Origin of the sequence: Echinicola jeungdonensis (assembly GCF_030409905.1) — a bacterium.
GTDB classification, from domain to species: Bacteria; Bacteroidota; Bacteroidia; order Cytophagales; family Cyclobacteriaceae; genus Echinicola; species Echinicola jeungdonensis.
Map to the genome: position 1 here is coordinate 1,521,675 of NZ_JAUFQT010000001.1, position 16,464 is coordinate 1,538,138.

The following is a 16,464-nucleotide window of genomic DNA, read 5'->3' on the forward strand; positions in this document are numbered from 1 at the left end:
TTTTTTTATATAATTGGTACCTGATTAAGCTACCCTTTTAGCTTCTTCAGAATTTTCTTTAGCAATTTCTTTTTTCATCATATCAACTACAATTGGCGTAGCAATATAAATCGACGAGTAGGTACCAATCAGGACACCTATCAACAAAGCAAAGGAGAACCCTCTCAATACTTCACCCCCAAAAATCAATAGCACGACAACTACGATAAGAGTAGTTGCAGAAGTGATCAAAGTCCTGGCCATGGTCTGGTTAATGGCATCGTTGAACATTTCCACCAATTTAGAGGTCCCTCTTGTGGCCACATTTTCCCGGATCCTGTCAAATACAATCACAGTATCATTGATGGAGTAACCGATCACTGTCAGCACCGCGGCAATAAATACCTGATCAATTTCAAAGGTGGCTCCCAATGCACTGGCGATGGCAAAAGCTGCCAAAACAAATAAGGTATCATGTATCAGGGCTATGATGGAAGCCAAAGAGAACTGCCATTTACGGAATCTCAAAAGGATGTACAAGAAGATCACCACCAAGGCAAAGAACATGGCTTCCATTGAGGAATTTTTAATGTCATCAGCAACGGTTGCCCCAACCTTTGAAGAACCAGTAATGGCAAATGAACTATCATCTAACTGGGTGGCATCATCAATAAATTCCAAACCTGTAATTTTGGCAATACCATCCTTCACTTTTGTTTCCACTTCTCGGTTAGCTTCGTCAGAATCTTCATTGATCAGGTAAGAAGTGGTCACTTTAATGACATTATTGGATCCATAAGTTTTGGCCTCAACGGATCCATCAAATTCTTTATCCAAGCCTGTTTTCAATTCAGATGCTGCAACAGGTTGGGTGAATTCTACGATATAAGAACGCCCACCGGTAAAATCAACACCGAATTTCAAACCATTGGTAGCCGCTACTGCCAATCCAATAACTATAATCGCAGTAGAGACGATATAGGCCACCTTTCTTTTGCCAAGGAAGTCAAAATTGATATTCCTAAGAACATTTTTAGAGAACGGTGTGGCAAAAGATATTTTGCTTTGATCTCCCCTTTTGCTCAGCCAATATACAATCACTCTGGTAATAAATACCGCTGAGAAGAAGGAAGAAGCAATACCGATCATCAATACAATGGCAAAGCCTTTCACAGGCCCTTGGCCCAAGGAGAAAAGGATAGCACCTGTAAGGAAGGTGGTTACATTGGAGTCCAAAATGGCACTGAAAGCTTTATTGTAACCACTGCTGATGGCCTGAAGCAATCCAGCTCCATTTGCCATTTCCTCTTTGATCCTTTCAAATATCAAAACATTGGCATCAATGGACATACCAATAGTAAGTACAATACCTGCAATACCTGGCAAGGTCAAAGCTGATCCCAATTGGGCTAAGATTCCCAGGATAAAGAAAATGTTAAATACAAGCGCTGCGGTAGCAATAAAACCACCTTTGGCATAATAGGCCATCATAAACAACACCACTATGGCCAAACCAGCAATCATAGAGTTGATCCCCTGGCTTTGGGCTTCCTTACCCAAAGTTGGCCCAATGATCGCTTCCTCTACAATTTTAGTAGGTGCAGGCAAAGTCCCTGACTTAAGAATATTGGCCAAGTCTTTGGCTTCAGTCATGGTAAAGTTCCCGGTAATTTCTGATTGACCGTTTGGAATTTCCCCTTGAACATTTGGTGCGGTATAAACATAGTCATCCAAAACCACCGCGATTCTTCTTCCTATATTTTCAGAGGTTAATTTTCTCCATTGTCTGGCACCATCTGCATTCATTTGCATGCTTACCGCCGGACGGGAAGACTGATCTAGCACCTGACGGGCATCGGTAATTACGTCCCCTTCCAATGGAGCCTGATTTGCTCCTCTTGGCGTTTTGATAGCATGAAGTTCCAAAAGCTCCATTCCATCTGCTTCCTGAGGTTTCACTGACCACAAGAATTTAAGATCACTTGGGACCATGGATTGAACATCTTCCCTTTCCAGGATATTGTTGATGGCCATAGTATCTTTCACCTCATATACCAATCCATAATTGGCTTTCAACAATGAGAAAAGTGGGGATACCTGGTTGGAAAGGGAATCTTCCTCTCCGCCACCTTCGGCAAGTTGTTTTTCAAGATCAGTTAGGGTGGTATCCCCTTCTGCCAAGGTAGTATCAGCTTCAACAGTCAGGGTACTTTTTTTGGATTGGGCTTCAGCAACCAATACAGAGTTGATTCTTTGAAGTACATTTCCAAATTCATTGAATTCAGCTACTTCCCAAAATTGAAGTTTGGCTACACCTTGCAATAGGTTCCTTACCCTTTCTTGGTTGTCCACTCCAGGAAGTTCGATCTGAATTCTTCCAGTACCTTTGATACGTTGAATATTGGGTTGGGAAGTACCAAAACGATCTATACGGGTTCTAAGAATATTAAAAGATCTTTCAATGGCATTTTCAACTTCCTTATCGATAATTTCCAAAATCTCGCTGTCAGTTGATTCCAAGGAAATTCTTCCCCGGTTGGCTGCAGTAGCATAAATGGTGTTCAATGGTTCACCCCCGGATTTTTCTTTCCAAGAACGGTAAAAAGGTCCACAAACTTTTCATCACTGGTTTTGGCCAATTCCTCGGCTTCTTCTACAGCGGCATTGAAAGGTTCATTTTTAGGATTGCCTGCCAAACCTTTGACAATCTCCACAGGGGATACCGCCAAGGTCACGTGCATTCCTCCCTGAAGGTCCAAACCAAGACCAAGTTCAGTTTCTTTTACTTCCTTAAAAGTATATTCTGCTCCCAGGAAATTATATACCGGCTCTCTCCAAACGGAGTCAAGATAAGATTGTTTTTTAGCGAAATTCACATTGCCTTCCTCATCTGTGGCATAGGCAATTGCGTCCTCTTGGACTGTACTCGATACATAGGTAAATGACAGATAGTAAAGACATAATGCTGTTACCACCACCGTCAAAAACACAATGAGGCCTTTATTTTGCATGATTATTAATTAATATGATTTAAAGTTGATTTTATTCAATAAATAGAGATAAGCCAGACCTGATGGGCCTGTTGAGGTAAAATTAAGATGAAAAAGAAATTATGGGGCGTTGGGAGATATTATGCACTCCAAAAGGATTTCTAAAAAATGACTTGGGTACCGAGCCATAGGGGCTTGTACTTGAATTCCAACATTTTTAAACCCAATAGTTTCATAAATAAGATGTAAACAACCCTGTTCCAATACAATTGAAAATGGAACAACGGCATCAACATCAACATCCAAAAAAGTTTGGTCCTGGGAAGAAGATGATTCAGCCTCCTGGCTTTTTTCCATCTGATCTTTTCCCCCTCCCTGAATGGGAGTAAAATAGGTGGAATTGGATATAAAAAAGCAGAAAAAGACCACTAACAGCATGGTCAGCCTTTCTTTCAACAAATTTTTATTTCTGCTTTTTTGAGTCATAACAGCAAATATAGAAAGTTTTCCAAAGACTCGCATTTTAAATGGTAAAAAATCCAAAACTTATAAAAAAGTTTACTTCCTATCCCTATCTGTAGTAAGAGTTGCCAGTTTATTCTTTTCTTTTCAGGATTTGAAAATGGTAAGACAATGTAAATTCCAGGTTGGTAGTCGTCATGTCAAATATTCTGTCCTGACCTTCTGGCCTGCCAAATTCATAAGAAGCTCTTGCTTCTGCCTGAAAGGTACTTTTTCCAAAAACCTTGGAAAGCCCTAATCCAGCAGTCAATCCGTACATCAATTTTTTGGGATCATCGCTCGGTTGACCATAGGTAGGCATAATGGGAATTTCCTCATTTTCTGTTTCAAATTCCCGGTGGGTATCCCTTGCATCAATCAATTTGCCAATATGGGTCCCCATTTTAATATGAAACCGGCCTGTATTCCCAAAATAAAAATTGGCTAACAATGGGATTTTAAGGTAATCAAATTGGGTTTCATTCCTGTCTCCCTGCTCGTTATATTCCTGGTAGCCGGTAGTCAGGTACTGGGCCTCAATTTGCGCCCCGGCATGATCCTTAAAAAAATGTTCAATGACCACCCCATAGATTTCCGTGCCTTTTATTCCACTAATTTTTTGGGAAGGCAAGGAGGGTATGGGCCGGTATTTCATACCGGAATAAGAAAGTCCCCCGCGAATTCCAAAGGTAGTTTGGGCATAGGTTTCAGCAGGGGAAATCAAAAACAAGCCCAAAGCAATACCCCCCAAAAAAACTGGAAACAAATGGATTTTGATGAATTGGTTCAAGAAATAGTCAATTTAAAATAGCTGGTATTATATAAAGGCAAGAATAAAAAATAGTCCCTTTACAGGACTACTTTTTCTTTCTCTTCTTGATGGCTTCCATGTCTTTCCTGTCTTTGAGTTTTTTATCCTCTACATTTTGGTTGAGGAACTCATTGATCTTGTCGATGGAAAAAGAACTTGAAATTTCTCCAAAAGAATTAATATTCATTTTAAACCCTTCTAGTTCAGGGTTTACTTTTGGGTTCTCTTCTTTTTTAGATTTTTTTGCCATGACTATTGGTCCTTTCCTTTAGATGATTGGTACAGGCACTAGAAATTAAAGTGCCTGTACCTCAATTATTGTTATTTTGCTTTAACTTCTAATTTATTTAACGCAAAATCAATCCTTTTGATTAGTTCATCCTTACCGATAATCACAAATATCTCCATCAAGTCAGGGCCAGCACCTACACCTGTGGCGGCAAGTCTCACCGCCTGCATCACTTTACCCAATTTAATTTCGTTACTTTCTGCCGATTCACTCAACATTGATTTGGCAGCATCTGGGGTAAATTCCCCCTTAAAATGCTCTAATTTTTCTTTAAAGGTGGTAAGAACTGTAACCACATCCTCATTCCATTTCTTACTGACTATTTTTTGATCAAAGCCTGTAGGAGCAATTAACAAAAACCTTCCTTCATTCCAAAGGTCACCAGGGAAAGTAGCCCTTTCCTTCATGATATTGACAATTTTTTCGGCTTTGGCCTGCAAAATATCAATCCCTTCCTTCTTCAAATCTTCCATCAGGTATTGGGCAAGATCATGATTGGATTTGGCTTTCAGGTATTGTTCATTGAACCATTTGGCTTTATTAATATCAAACTTGGTTCCTGATTTTCCAATTCTTTCCACGGAAAATGCTTCAATCAATTCATCCAAATTAAAAATCTCCCGATGGTCTCCGGGATTCCAGCCCAAAAAGGCCAAGAAATTGATAAAAGCCTCTGGCAAATAACCTTGTTCCTTAAATCCTTCAGAAATTTCACCGGTCTTGGGATCCTCCCAATTTAATGGAAAAATAGGGAACCCATGCTTTTCAGCATCCCTTTTGGACAATTTGCCGTTTCCATCGGGCTTAAGCAAAAGAGGCAAATGGGCAAACTGCGGCATGCTGTCCTCCCAACCCAAATATCGGTACAACAATACATGCAGGGGGGCAGAAGGAAGCCATTCCTCTCCACGGATCACATGGGTAATTCCCATCAAATGATCATCGACAATATTAGCCAGGTGATATGTAGGAATACCATCTGATTTCATCAGAACTTTATCATCCAAGGTGTTGGAGTGAACCATCACCCAGCCTCTGATCATATCATTCAGCCTGATTTCTTCTTTTCTGGGAACTTTTAACCGGATCACATAAGGTTCTCCAGATGCCAATCTTTCTTTTACCTCATCCTCAGGTAGCGTCAAGGAATTTTTCATCTGGGTTCTGGTAATGGCATTATATTGAGGAGATACCACCCTGGCTGCAGTCAACCTCTGCCTCATGGCATCCAGCTCATCAGGGGTATCAAAAGCATAGTACGCATAGCCTTTTTCAATCAGGTCCCAAGCATATTCCATATAAATGTTTTTACGCTCAGATTGCCTGTAGGGCCCATTTTCCCCTTGGTTCCAAGGACTTTCATCCGGTTGGATGCCCACCCAATCCAGGGTTTCCCGGATATAATCCTCAGCACCCGGCACGAAACGAGTTTGGTCAGTATCTTCTATTCTCAGTAAAAATTTACCGCCATGCTTTTTGGCAAATAGGTAGTTATACAAGGCAGTGCGGACACCACCGATATGCAAGGCTCCAGTTGGAGATGGGGCAAAACGTACTCGTACTTCTTTGTTCATCATTTTGATTTAATCCTTTGTAAAGGTAAAATTGACCGGAATTTTCCACCGGAAATTCAAAAAGCAAAGATACAAAAAAGATAGAGAAGGAAAGATAGAAAGCGGGGTTCTATCTTTCCTTTAAAAATTATACAAATAAAAAACACAGAAGAATAGCCAAACTCCTTGCCTAATATTTAAAGCAAGGCATGGAACTTGTCTTTCCCCTGAGCCGGTCATTACCCGCTAAAAAAGAATATCTGAAAGAAATTTCGTGGGCTCCGCCTGATTGGGCTTGGTTCAGCTGTGAAATGGTGAAGTCATAACTGTAACCAACTTCAATACCATTATCAAAGGAAAATCCCAAAAGACCAATGAGAGACTCATGGTTGGCTTTTCCGTTTATAACTCCGTTTTTTACCAACGGAATACCCCGATACCAGGCCCCCAGAACCACAGGATCCAAGTTCACTTGGGTTCCCAGGTCCAGTTGGTTAAAAGCTCCCTGTTTCTTGTAATTAAAGGCCAAACTCATTGTTCGGTTAGACGCCATTGAAAATGATCCTCCTGCCAAATCCCACTGAAATCCCCCGTGGGCTGAAATTTTCATGGGTAGGCGGCTTCGACTATCTTCCACAAATGACGTCTGTGGTTGTGTTAGGTGATGCCCTGCTATTCCCAGCCAAATCGACTGGGTATTGAAAAACATCCCAAAATTGTAATCCAAAAATTGATGCTTATTCCCATTTCCCAAGGATTCTCCACTTGGACCTATTGGTTGGTCATTGTCCACATCTAATTGGGATCCAAATACCAAATCCCCGAAATAAGCATCCCTGGAAACATAATTCGCCTGCCCCCCAAACCGAAGGTAGGAAGCCCTTCCCAACTGAAGCCGATAAGCATAAGAAAGACCAATTTCCTGGGTACTTAATTGAAGCTGACTTTGTTGGCTACTATTAAATAACAAGCCCACTCCACTATTGGCATCGAAAAAATAATGATCCAAATAAGCGGAATAAGATGTAATGTCCTGGTTCAAACCCGGCCATTGGTTTCGGTAATTTACCCCAACACGGGTTAATTCTGTAGCCCCCGTCATGGCGGGGTTTAGATAAAGCGGTGCCGCATAGAATTGGGAATACTGTATATCCTGCGCTTTTACAGAAAATGCAGTCATTAACAAGGTCAGTATAAGTAGCAATTTTTTCATAAACTACTTGATTAAGGTCAGCATCCCACTTTTTTGAACAACCTTATTGTCCAAATCAGCATAACTGATTTTGTACACATAATTTCCTTCAGGCATTATTTCCCCTTGGTAAATTCCATCCCAACCTTGGGAATCCATACCTTTGGAGGAAAAAAGCAACTCTCCCCAAGTATTGAAAATATACATCTCAAAACTGCTGATATTTTTGTATTTGGGCAGGAATGTATCGTTCAACTTGTCCCCATTGGGGGAAAAAGCATTGGGAATTTTCATTTTTGTCCCCCTGTCTTCCACAACTAGTGTATTAGCATGAACAGATTGACAACCATATGCATCCAGTACCCTTAAGATCACCTCAAAGGATCCTTTCTTTTTATATACATGACTGGGTGATCTTTCCTGACTGGATCTTCCATCTCCAAAATCCCATTCCCAGGTCAATACATCCTCAGCCAAAATACTTTCAAATTGTACAGGTTGGTTAACAACTATTTCTTCTGGGGCAATAAAACTATTTTGAGAATAATGGAAATTGACCCTTCCCTGAGTGGATGGAAAATCGGTTTTCAAAGATTTTTGAACCACGCAACCTTTACTGTCCTCCACCAACACTTTGATTTCCCGAGATTCAGAAAATTGAATTTCCCTGGTATTTTCTGCGCCATTATCCCAGAAAATTTTATAAGGCGAAACCCCTCCTTCAATGGAAACCCATGCTTCACCCGAAGCAAAACCGCTATTACAATCCATTTCCACTGCTGACTGCAATGAAATTTCCATCGCTTTGGGCTCTTGAATTACAAAAGAATCGGTCAGGGTACAACCTGAGGCATCTGTGATTTTTGCGGTATAGGTTCCGGGTTTTAATCCATCCCTTTCAAGTTCACCCTGGCCTTCCTGATCCATCCATTGAACTTGATATGGGGCAGCCCCTCCTTGAATGTCCAATTTTGCCCATCCATTTGCTGCTCCATTACAAGCCAAATCCTGAATTTGATGGGTTACATTTAATTCAGAAGAATTTTTAACTTCAAAATTTTGGCTTATGGAACATCCCTCCGCATCAACAACTTCCACCTGATAATCCCCAGAAGGAAGATTGTTAATTGAGGAGGAGGTTGCACCATTGGACCATTTATATCGGTATGGAGCGATCCCTCCTTTTATTTCCAGTGAAATAGCCCCCTGATCTTTTTTCCCACAGGAATTGGAGGTAATCGATTTCAATATTTCCATAGAAGTATTGGAGGCTTTGATTTCAAAGCTCAGCGTGGTGGAACAATTGTATTGATCACTAACTTTCACAGCATAAGAGCCAGGCATTAGTTGACCTGCTTTAAGCTCCCCCTCCAAGCCATGACTCCATTGAACATTATAGGGACCTCCCCTTCCCATCAGGATTTTCACTTCCGCAGAACCATTGGCTTCCCCACAACTGGATTGTTGGATTTGCTCCATCCTGGCTATTAGTGGATAGGGAGGTTGAATTAGGATTTCCTTGGAAGCCTCATTTCCATGACTGTCGGTAACTATTACGGTATATTTACCAGGATCCAAATTTTCTACTGTAGAAGTATATTCCTTCAAAGAAGGCCATTCATATTTATAAGGCGCCACCCCTCCTTCCACTGAAAGGATGATATGCCCTTTTTCCTCATAGGTACATAGTGCAAGTTTTCCAGACTCCTTAATAGAAATAGGCACTCCAGCACTGCCATGGACAACCATTGGCAGCATAAAGACCCAAATAAGGATCAATACAAGGAATCTATTTTTTAAAAAGGCACTATTCATGTAAACTTGGAAAATTGTTTCTTGTTTGAAGTTTTTAAAGTTGAATTTTTGCGTTATAAAATGGATTTTTTGTATTTCGTTATTTAGAATATTATTTTCCGTATTTTATATACACCTAAATGATATATTTCAAATAGGCGTTTGAACAGAAATAAACAAAATAAATATTCTATTTACAAAACCTAATTTCCAAATAAATCTTCAAAAGTTTCACTTAGAATAGTTCAATTTTTATTGATATATTACAATATTCAAAAAAGTGATATTATTCGGCTTTTTTATGAATTCAAATTGCATTCAGGTGCCGTATAAAAAATTTTGGTTTTTATTAATTTTTTTTGGTGAATTTCAAGCCAAACTTGAATCAAGATTTAAAAAAGCCCGGTAATGGTGAAAAATGCTTTTGTCCAAAGAATATTTTACTTTGAAGACACCCATAGAATTCACCAGGGCGCATAAATAATCTGTTTTAATAAATGATTATATGGGATTAAATAACAAATACCCCATAACTGAGTCATTAGAAAATCTTTAGAATAAAGGCCAGGGAAGGACTAAAAATTCAATAATGCCAATGTTAAACAGCCGATTAGCCATTTTTGGAAAATTTAATCACATGACATTTCAAGGTAGTTTCAATTAACTTGATGGCCACCTTATAATAATTCCACCAATTTCGGAATGCTGTTTTGTTAAATTTTCTTCACCTCTCCAGATTATTAATTCCCCTTTAATCTTAAAAAATATCCTCTGCAGATCACCCCAAAATGAACCTGTCATAAACCCCGAAAAAATTATTCACCCTGCTTAAATGGATTTAAAGACCAACAAAAGCACACCCAAAAAAAAATTATATAAAGAAAAAAGCCCAGAGAGTTGGCTCTGGGCTTTAAATAAAATATTACTATCAGGGCATTTGATTAGCCACAAACTTAGATATCAAAAATAACCATATCTATTTAATAATCAAACACTTATTTCATTATAACTCAAATTTTCAGATCAAATATCTATATCAACTTGATGGCGGAGAATATCATCAAAGGTCTCCCTTTTTCTAATCAATTGGGCTTTTCCATCCAAAACCAATACTTCAGCAGGTCTAAGACGGGAATTGTAGTTGGAGGCCATACTATATCCATATGCACCAGCATTTCTTATGGCCAATATATCTCCTTCTTTTACTTCTTTCAATTTCCTGTCTGCTGCAATAGTATCTGTTTCGCAGATATAACCAACAATGGTATATACCCTGTCAGGCCCCTCTATTCTGGAAATATTTTCAACCCCATGATAGGCATCATACATCATGGGTCTGATCAAGTGATTCAATCCGGAATCAACACCTATAAAGGTAGAAGCAGGGGTTGCTTTGATGACATTGGCTTGCACCAAAAGGTACCCGCATTCACTTACCAAAAACTTTCCGGGTTCAAACCAGATTTCCAGTTCCCTGCCATAATCCTTGCAAAACTCCTTAAATGCTACCGATACTTTTTTTCCTACGTCCATAATATCGGTGGTAATATCGGACTCTTTATATCCTACTTTAAATCCACCGCCAAAATCAAGGAATTTAAGATCTCCAAATTCCTTAGCCGCATCAAAAAGGATCTCGGCTCCTTTCAGGAATACTTCCGCATCCAAAATGTCCGATCCGGTATGGACATGGAGGCCTATCACCTGCAAATCATGAACATCAACAATTTTAAGGACATGCTTTAACTGCAAAATGGAAATTCCAAATTTACTATCAATATGTCCTACAGATATTTTGGCATTTCCCCCTGCAAGAATATGTGGGTTAAGCCGGATGCAGATAGGCACCGAGTTTCCATAATGGGTCCCAAAATGTTCCAGCATAGGGATATTGTCAATATTGATCATTACACCCAACTTCACAGCTTCCTGAATTTCTTCAAAGGAAACACTATTTGGAGTGTACATAATCTCACTCGGCTCAAAGCCAACATGCAAACAAAGCTTCACTTCCTCCACAGAAACTGCATCCACCCCGGTGCCGGCCTTTTTCATCAACTTCAGAATATTGATATTAGAAAGGGCTTTGGTAGCATATTTTATTTTCATATTGACAGATGTAAATGCTTCTTTCAATGCGGCTACCTGGTCCTGTATTTTTTGACCGTCGTATACGTAAACAGGGGTTCCGTGCTCCTTGGCAATATCCAAAAGCGGTACACCTTGAATCCGATATTGTTGATTGTTGACTTTCATGAGACTTAAAATTTGGAGGCCAAAGATAATCAAAAGATTAGCAAAACAGAACCCCATTCCTGTTGATTTAGTTGGATTATTCCAAGAAACCAAAAAAATCAACGTATAATCGAATTTCTCCATTAATAGAGCTCAATGAACCAAGGGCCTTCTTTTAGGGTTAAATTGTCAAAACTAAAAATAAATCTTCACCTAAATAAAGCAATCACCCTCAGTCCACTTGAAAAGTTTAATTGATTTAACAGAATCAAAACATCCCTCTGCCCTTAATAAACAAACAGAATTTCACACACCTAGGTATTACCCTGTTAAAAATTGTTAAGCGGCGGATATACTCCAAGATAAGCCATAAATTTGTATCATGTCCAAGTCCAAAATGAAAATCATTATCCTGCTCATGTCCCTGGCATGTTTGGGTTTGGTGGGTTTCCAGTATTACTGGGTTTCCAATGCCCTTCAAATCAATCAGGAGAGATTTGAGCAGAATGTTTACCAGGCTTTGGCAGCTAGTGCTGAAAAATTGGAAAAAGGAGAAACCAGTGACATCATCCTCAATGCCATTGCCAAAGATAGCACCATACAGAAATCCCTATTTCAGAAAATAGAGCCCATCCAGTTAAATGTAAGAAGACAGGTGGCCATCCGCAGGCCCTCCATGGTAGACTCCATTTTTAACCAACCCATGCCTCAAGTTTCCCAGACCTTTAAGCGGATCATTGCATCCAGAGGTGGGAAACCTCAAAATTTTCAGGAAATACAGAAATATTTTGACATGCCTCCGGCGGTGGCCAGTAAACTTTTCACTCCTGATGAAATGGAAATTTTCCTTCAGGAAAAACAGCGTTACCTGGACTTTGTGGCCAAAAGGGACAGTTTTGCACAAACCCGGGATTACTCGATGGACAGAGAAGCCTTTATCGTCGAGGAGTATAATGTTTCCAAGGATGTAGCCGAAACTATCGTAAAGGCCAATATGAAAATAGAACTTGTGGAAGTGGTTATGAGCCAATTGCTCTCCGAGGCCAAACAAAATATTTTTGACAGGGTGGACACCTCATTTGTCAAAAGGGATGTTCGGTCCCAATTGCGGAAAAGGGGAATAAACCAAGCCTTTGAATTGGCTATTATGCATCAGAATGACAGTTTGGTAGGTATCAACACCATTATTCACCCCGAAGAATTCAAGAAAAAGGGAATCAAAGCCCAATTATTTCCTGGAGATTTGGTGGGGGAAGATCATTTTATGATCATCAATTTCCCTGGAAAAAACACCTATTTACTTCAGCAAATCTGGTTACCCCTTTCCAGTTCACTGATCTTTTTGTTGATCATTATTTTATGTTTTGTATATGCCATCAAAGTCATAATCAGGCAGAAGAAACTTTCAGAAACCAAAAACGATTTTATCAATAACATGACCCATGAGTTTAAGACCCCCATTGCAACAGTCAGTTTGGCTGTCGAAGCATTACAGGACCCTGAACTTATCAACCAAGACACATTTAGATCAAGGTATCTTGGTATCATTAAGGATGAAAACAAACGCTTGGGCACTCAGGTAGAAAAGGTGCTACAGGCAGCCGCTTTGGACAAAAAGGATTTTAAACTGAAATTTGAACAGGTTAATATGGTCCAATTGGTCCAAGATGCTAAAAAGCATTTTGACCTCCAATTGGAAAAAAGGGGAGGCAGTTTAAAGACAGAGCTAGACATTCAGAACCCTTATTTGGTTGCAGATGCCTTTCACCTTTCCAATATCATCAACAACTTGTTGGACAATGCCAATAAATATACCCGTGAAAAACCAAAAATTGTGATCAAAGCCGAAGACAGCCCTGAGCAAATGACCCTCACCATTGAGGACAACGGCATCGGGATGTCCAAAGATGCGGTCAAAAAGATTTTTGAAAAATTCTACAGAGTTCCGACAGGCAATGTCCATGATGTAAAAGGATTCGGACTAGGCTTGGCTTATGTTAAAACCATGGTTGAAGAACATCAGGGACAAATTTCCGTAGAAAGTGAATTAAACAAAGGAAGTAAATTTACGATCAACTTACCCAGGAAAAAATGAGCAAAGCCAAACTTTTAGTCGTGGAAGACGACCCCAATTTGGGAGAAATATTACAGGAATACCTAACCATGAAAGGATATGACACCCTCCTTTGCAGGGATGGGGAAGAAGGTTGGGCTAACTTCAAAAAAGACCATTTCGACCTTTGCATTTTGGACATCATGATGCCAAAAAAAGATGGCTTTACCCTGGGAAAAGACATCAAAAAAGTGGAGGAAGACCTTCCCATCATTTATCTGACAGCAAAAAACCTCAAAGATGATGTCATAGAAGGCCTTAAAATTGGAGCCGATGATTACATAACAAAACCTTTCAGCATGGAAGAATTGCTGCTGAGGATAGCAGCAATTCTTCGCCGAACCCAAAAAGAGGACTCCACACAAGCTCCTCTGAAAAATTATCCATTTGGAGATTTAGTATTGCATTACGATGAGCAAATGTTGGAAGGACCTTCCGGGAATCATAAACTGACCTCTAAGGAAAATGAATTGATCCGCCTTTTGGCTGCTGAGCTTAACAAACCGGTCAACAGAAGCTATGCACTCAAACAAATTTGGGGCGATGACAGCTATTTCAATGCCCGGAGCATGGATGTTTACCTTAGCAAAATCAGAAAACTCCTCAAAGCAGATCCTAAAGTCCGGATTATCACCCTTCATGGAGAGGGGTTTAAAATGGTGGTCAAAGATGAATAAAACAGCTATTTCTTGTTGAATATTAAGCCTTAGAAGGAAGTACAAATGATATAGAAATTGAGAATGTGGTGTGAGAAACAGACGGAGAACCATTAAATTGTTCCCACACAATCCTAAATTCCACTTACTATTTTACAAATTCTCTTCATAGCTTCTTTCTCACTGGGCCACCATCTTATTTAGACTCTCTAAATTTTCAATATCCAGAAAATTCTGTATCAAATCGAATTTACATTTTAATTTTTCACCCAAAACCAAAAATGACTGCAAAAATAAAAACCGGCCTAGTAGGATATGGAAGAATTGGCGAATCCATCCATGCCCCATTGATTGACCACGAACCTTTATTGGAACTTACAGCAGTGGTAGAGAGGAACCGAGAAAAATCCAGAGAAAAATATCCTGATATTACCATTTACAGAAGCTTGGATGAAATGCTCATTCAATCTGAGATCCAAATGGTTATCATATGTACACCAAATGCAGAACACTTTCCACAAGCCAAAGCAGCACTGGAAGCAGGAAAACATGTTGTAGTGGAGAAACCAATTACAGTTACTTCAAAGGAAGCAGAAATTTTGGATAAATTGGCCAAGAGTAAGGGCTTGGTGCTTTCCGTATTTCAAAACCGCCGATGGGATGGGGATTTTCTGACGGTAAAACAATTATTAGAGGAAAAGGTTTTAGGAAGAATTCTTCATTTTGAATCCCATTTTGACCGTTTCCGCCCGAAGCCGAAAACCAATTGGCGAGAGAAAAAAGTACCCGGAAGCGGCATTTTATATGATCTGGGCCCCCACCTTATTGATCAGGCCATTCAATTATTTGGTATGCCCAGTTGGATATATGCAGAGATATTGCTCCAAAGATCAGGTGTAGAAGCTGATGATTTCTTTGAACTAACCATGATGTATGGAAACCTCAAAGTACGTTTGACTGCCAGCATCATGCTCAATGCCCCTTTGCCCAAATTTTTGATTTTAGGTGAAAAAGGAAGCTATAGCAAATATGGGCTCGATATTCAGGAAGCCGCTTTTAAAGCCGGAATTCAACCTGGAACCCATGATTGGGGCAGGGAAGCAGAGGAGGATTGGGGTAAAATTTTCCTGGAAAATGAATCCTATACTTACCCCACCCTGCCTGGAGATTATACCCGGTATTATAAAAACATTGCTAAAGCCATAAATGGGGAGGAAGAACTTAAAGTTAAGCCCGAAGAAGCTATTTTATCTATGAAAATCATAGAAGCAGCGCAAAAAAGTAATCAAGAGGGAAGAAGAGTCTTCAGTAGTGAGTTTTTGGACCAATAGCTAAACGAAAATTTCTACCCAAAATAATAATTGGCAAAGAGTTTGCAGTATGATAGAGTGAGGAAGAAACAAATATGTTAATATTATGAAAAAGCTATTTATCTTTTTCTTGACAGCCTTCCTACTTTTGCATACCAATGCCATGGCACAAATCAGTGCTGGCATTTACCAACTAAGTGATGGTACCTTTGCGGCAATAGGAAGTGACCCCGATAACAAAATGTTTGGAGAGGCTAGAATATCTGCAGGAGGAGATGTAGATGTTGAAGGTACTTTTGGATATAATTTTGTCCAAAAGGATGAAGTCAATTTTTATAGTGGTTTTCATTTGGGAATAGATGATCAGGGAAATGATAATGATATCTACCTGGGTATTCCATTGGGGGTTTTGGTTAAACCCTTTCCCACCACACGAAATTTTGGCTTCTTGTTAGAGGCTAGCCCTATCTTCCCAACCGGGGAAAGAAATAATTATTTTAGAGCAGGATTAGGCCTTAAATACACTTTCAGATAATTGAAACAAAAAAAGCTTGGCCCTAATATAAGGCCAAGCTTTTTTAATGATCGAAAATCACTTTTTATTTACAAGCAATCTTATTTACCCGATTGGCATGCCTTCCACCTTCAAATTCAGTATTAAGGAAGGTATCCACCATTTGCATCGCCAGATCATATTGGACAAATCTGGCAGGAACAGCAATGACATTGGCATCATTGTGTTGCCTGGCCAAAGCAGCAAGGTCTTCCTGCCAACAAATGGCCGCCCTGATTCCCTGGTGTTTATTAGCAGTAATAGCAACACCATTTCCACTTCCACATACTACGATTCCTTTTTCATATTCTCCTTCCTCGATTGCCCTGCACAAAGGATGTACATAATCAGGGTAATCAACGGATGCATCAGAATCCGGCCCAAAATCCTTGACTTCATATCCTGCTACTGTAAGATAATCGATCAATTTTTGCTTGTAATGAAAACCGGCATGATCTCCTCCAATGGCTATTTTTTTTGACATGATA

Annotated in this window: 12 protein-coding genes and 1 pseudogene; 4 read left to right on the top strand and 9 right to left on the bottom strand. The window is 39.7% G+C overall.

The genetic code is table 11. The annotated features are described in order from the left end of the window. Positions 1–24 precede the first annotated feature (24 nt). From secDF to lysA, 8 genes and pseudogenes are all read right to left on the bottom strand, one after another. Positions 25–2,990: pseudogene (secDF, locus tag QWY93_RS06415) on the bottom strand (protein translocase subunit SecDF). 99 nt (positions 2,991–3,089) lie between these two features. Continuing rightward, positions 3,090–3,455 (bottom strand): hypothetical protein, encoded by a 366-nt coding sequence (locus QWY93_RS06420; RefSeq protein ID WP_290247343.1) that lies wholly within the window; start codon positions 3,453–3,455, stop codon positions 3,090–3,092. 109 nt (positions 3,456–3,564) lie between these two features. Next, a complete protein-coding gene (locus QWY93_RS06425) occupies positions 3,565–4,221 on the bottom strand; it encodes a porin family protein (RefSeq protein ID WP_435380195.1) in 657 nt (218 codons plus the stop codon). 106 nt (positions 4,222–4,327) lie between these two features. Further along, positions 4,328–4,531 carry a hypothetical protein gene (locus QWY93_RS06430; RefSeq protein WP_290247345.1) on the bottom strand — a complete coding sequence of 68 codons (204 nt, stop codon included), beginning with the start codon at positions 4,529–4,531 and terminating at the stop codon, positions 4,328–4,330. 71 nt (positions 4,532–4,602) lie between these two features. Next, on the bottom strand, positions 4,603–6,144 hold the full coding sequence (gene gltX / locus QWY93_RS06435; protein ID WP_290248832.1) for a glutamate--tRNA ligase: 1,542 nt from the start codon (positions 6,142–6,144) through the stop codon (positions 4,603–4,605). A 169-nt stretch (positions 6,145–6,313) separates the two neighbouring features. Then, the gene (locus QWY93_RS06440) at positions 6,314–7,336 is read right to left on the bottom strand and encodes a PorP/SprF family type IX secretion system membrane protein (protein ID WP_290247346.1); all 1,023 of its coding nucleotides are present in this window, start codon (positions 7,334–7,336) and stop codon (positions 6,314–6,316) included. A 3-nt stretch (positions 7,337–7,339) separates the two neighbouring features. After that, complete coding sequence (locus QWY93_RS06445; protein ID WP_290247347.1) at positions 7,340–9,073, bottom strand: T9SS type B sorting domain-containing protein; 1,734 nt, start codon at positions 9,071–9,073, stop codon at positions 7,340–7,342. A gap of 1,059 nt (positions 9,074–10,132) precedes the next feature. Further along, complete coding sequence (gene lysA, locus QWY93_RS06450; RefSeq protein WP_290247348.1) at positions 10,133–11,365, bottom strand: diaminopimelate decarboxylase; 1,233 nt, start codon at positions 11,363–11,365, stop codon at positions 10,133–10,135. A gap of 361 nt (positions 11,366–11,726) precedes the next feature. Here lysA and QWY93_RS06455 point away from each other — a divergent pair, with 361 nt between their 5' ends. From QWY93_RS06455 to QWY93_RS06470, 4 genes are all read left to right on the top strand, one after another. Then, positions 11,727–13,439: a sensor histidine kinase gene (locus tag QWY93_RS06455; protein ID WP_290247349.1), complete on the top strand. Its 1,713-nt coding sequence runs from the start codon at positions 11,727–11,729 to the stop codon at positions 13,437–13,439. After that, the gene (locus tag QWY93_RS06460; RefSeq protein ID WP_290247350.1) at positions 13,436–14,134 is read left to right on the top strand and encodes a response regulator transcription factor; all 699 of its coding nucleotides are present in this window, start codon (positions 13,436–13,438) and stop codon (positions 14,132–14,134) included. The genes QWY93_RS06455 and QWY93_RS06460 overlap by 4 nt, the downstream gene beginning before the upstream one ends. Before the next feature lie 260 nt (positions 14,135–14,394). Next, on the top strand, positions 14,395–15,444 hold the full coding sequence (locus QWY93_RS06465) for an oxidoreductase (protein WP_290247352.1): 1,050 nt from the start codon (positions 14,395–14,397) through the stop codon (positions 15,442–15,444). Positions 15,445–15,529: 85 nt separating this feature from the next. Further along, positions 15,530–15,958, top strand: coding sequence for an outer membrane insertion C- signal (locus tag QWY93_RS06470; RefSeq protein WP_290247353.1), 429 nt, complete (start codon positions 15,530–15,532; stop codon positions 15,956–15,958). Between the two features lie 64 nt (positions 15,959–16,022). Here QWY93_RS06470 and rpiB read toward each other — a convergent pair whose 3' ends face one another. Further along, entirely contained in the window at positions 16,023–16,460 is a 438-nt protein-coding gene (gene rpiB / locus QWY93_RS06475) for a ribose 5-phosphate isomerase B (RefSeq protein ID WP_290247354.1), read from the bottom strand. Between the last annotated feature and the right edge of the window lie 4 nt (positions 16,461–16,464).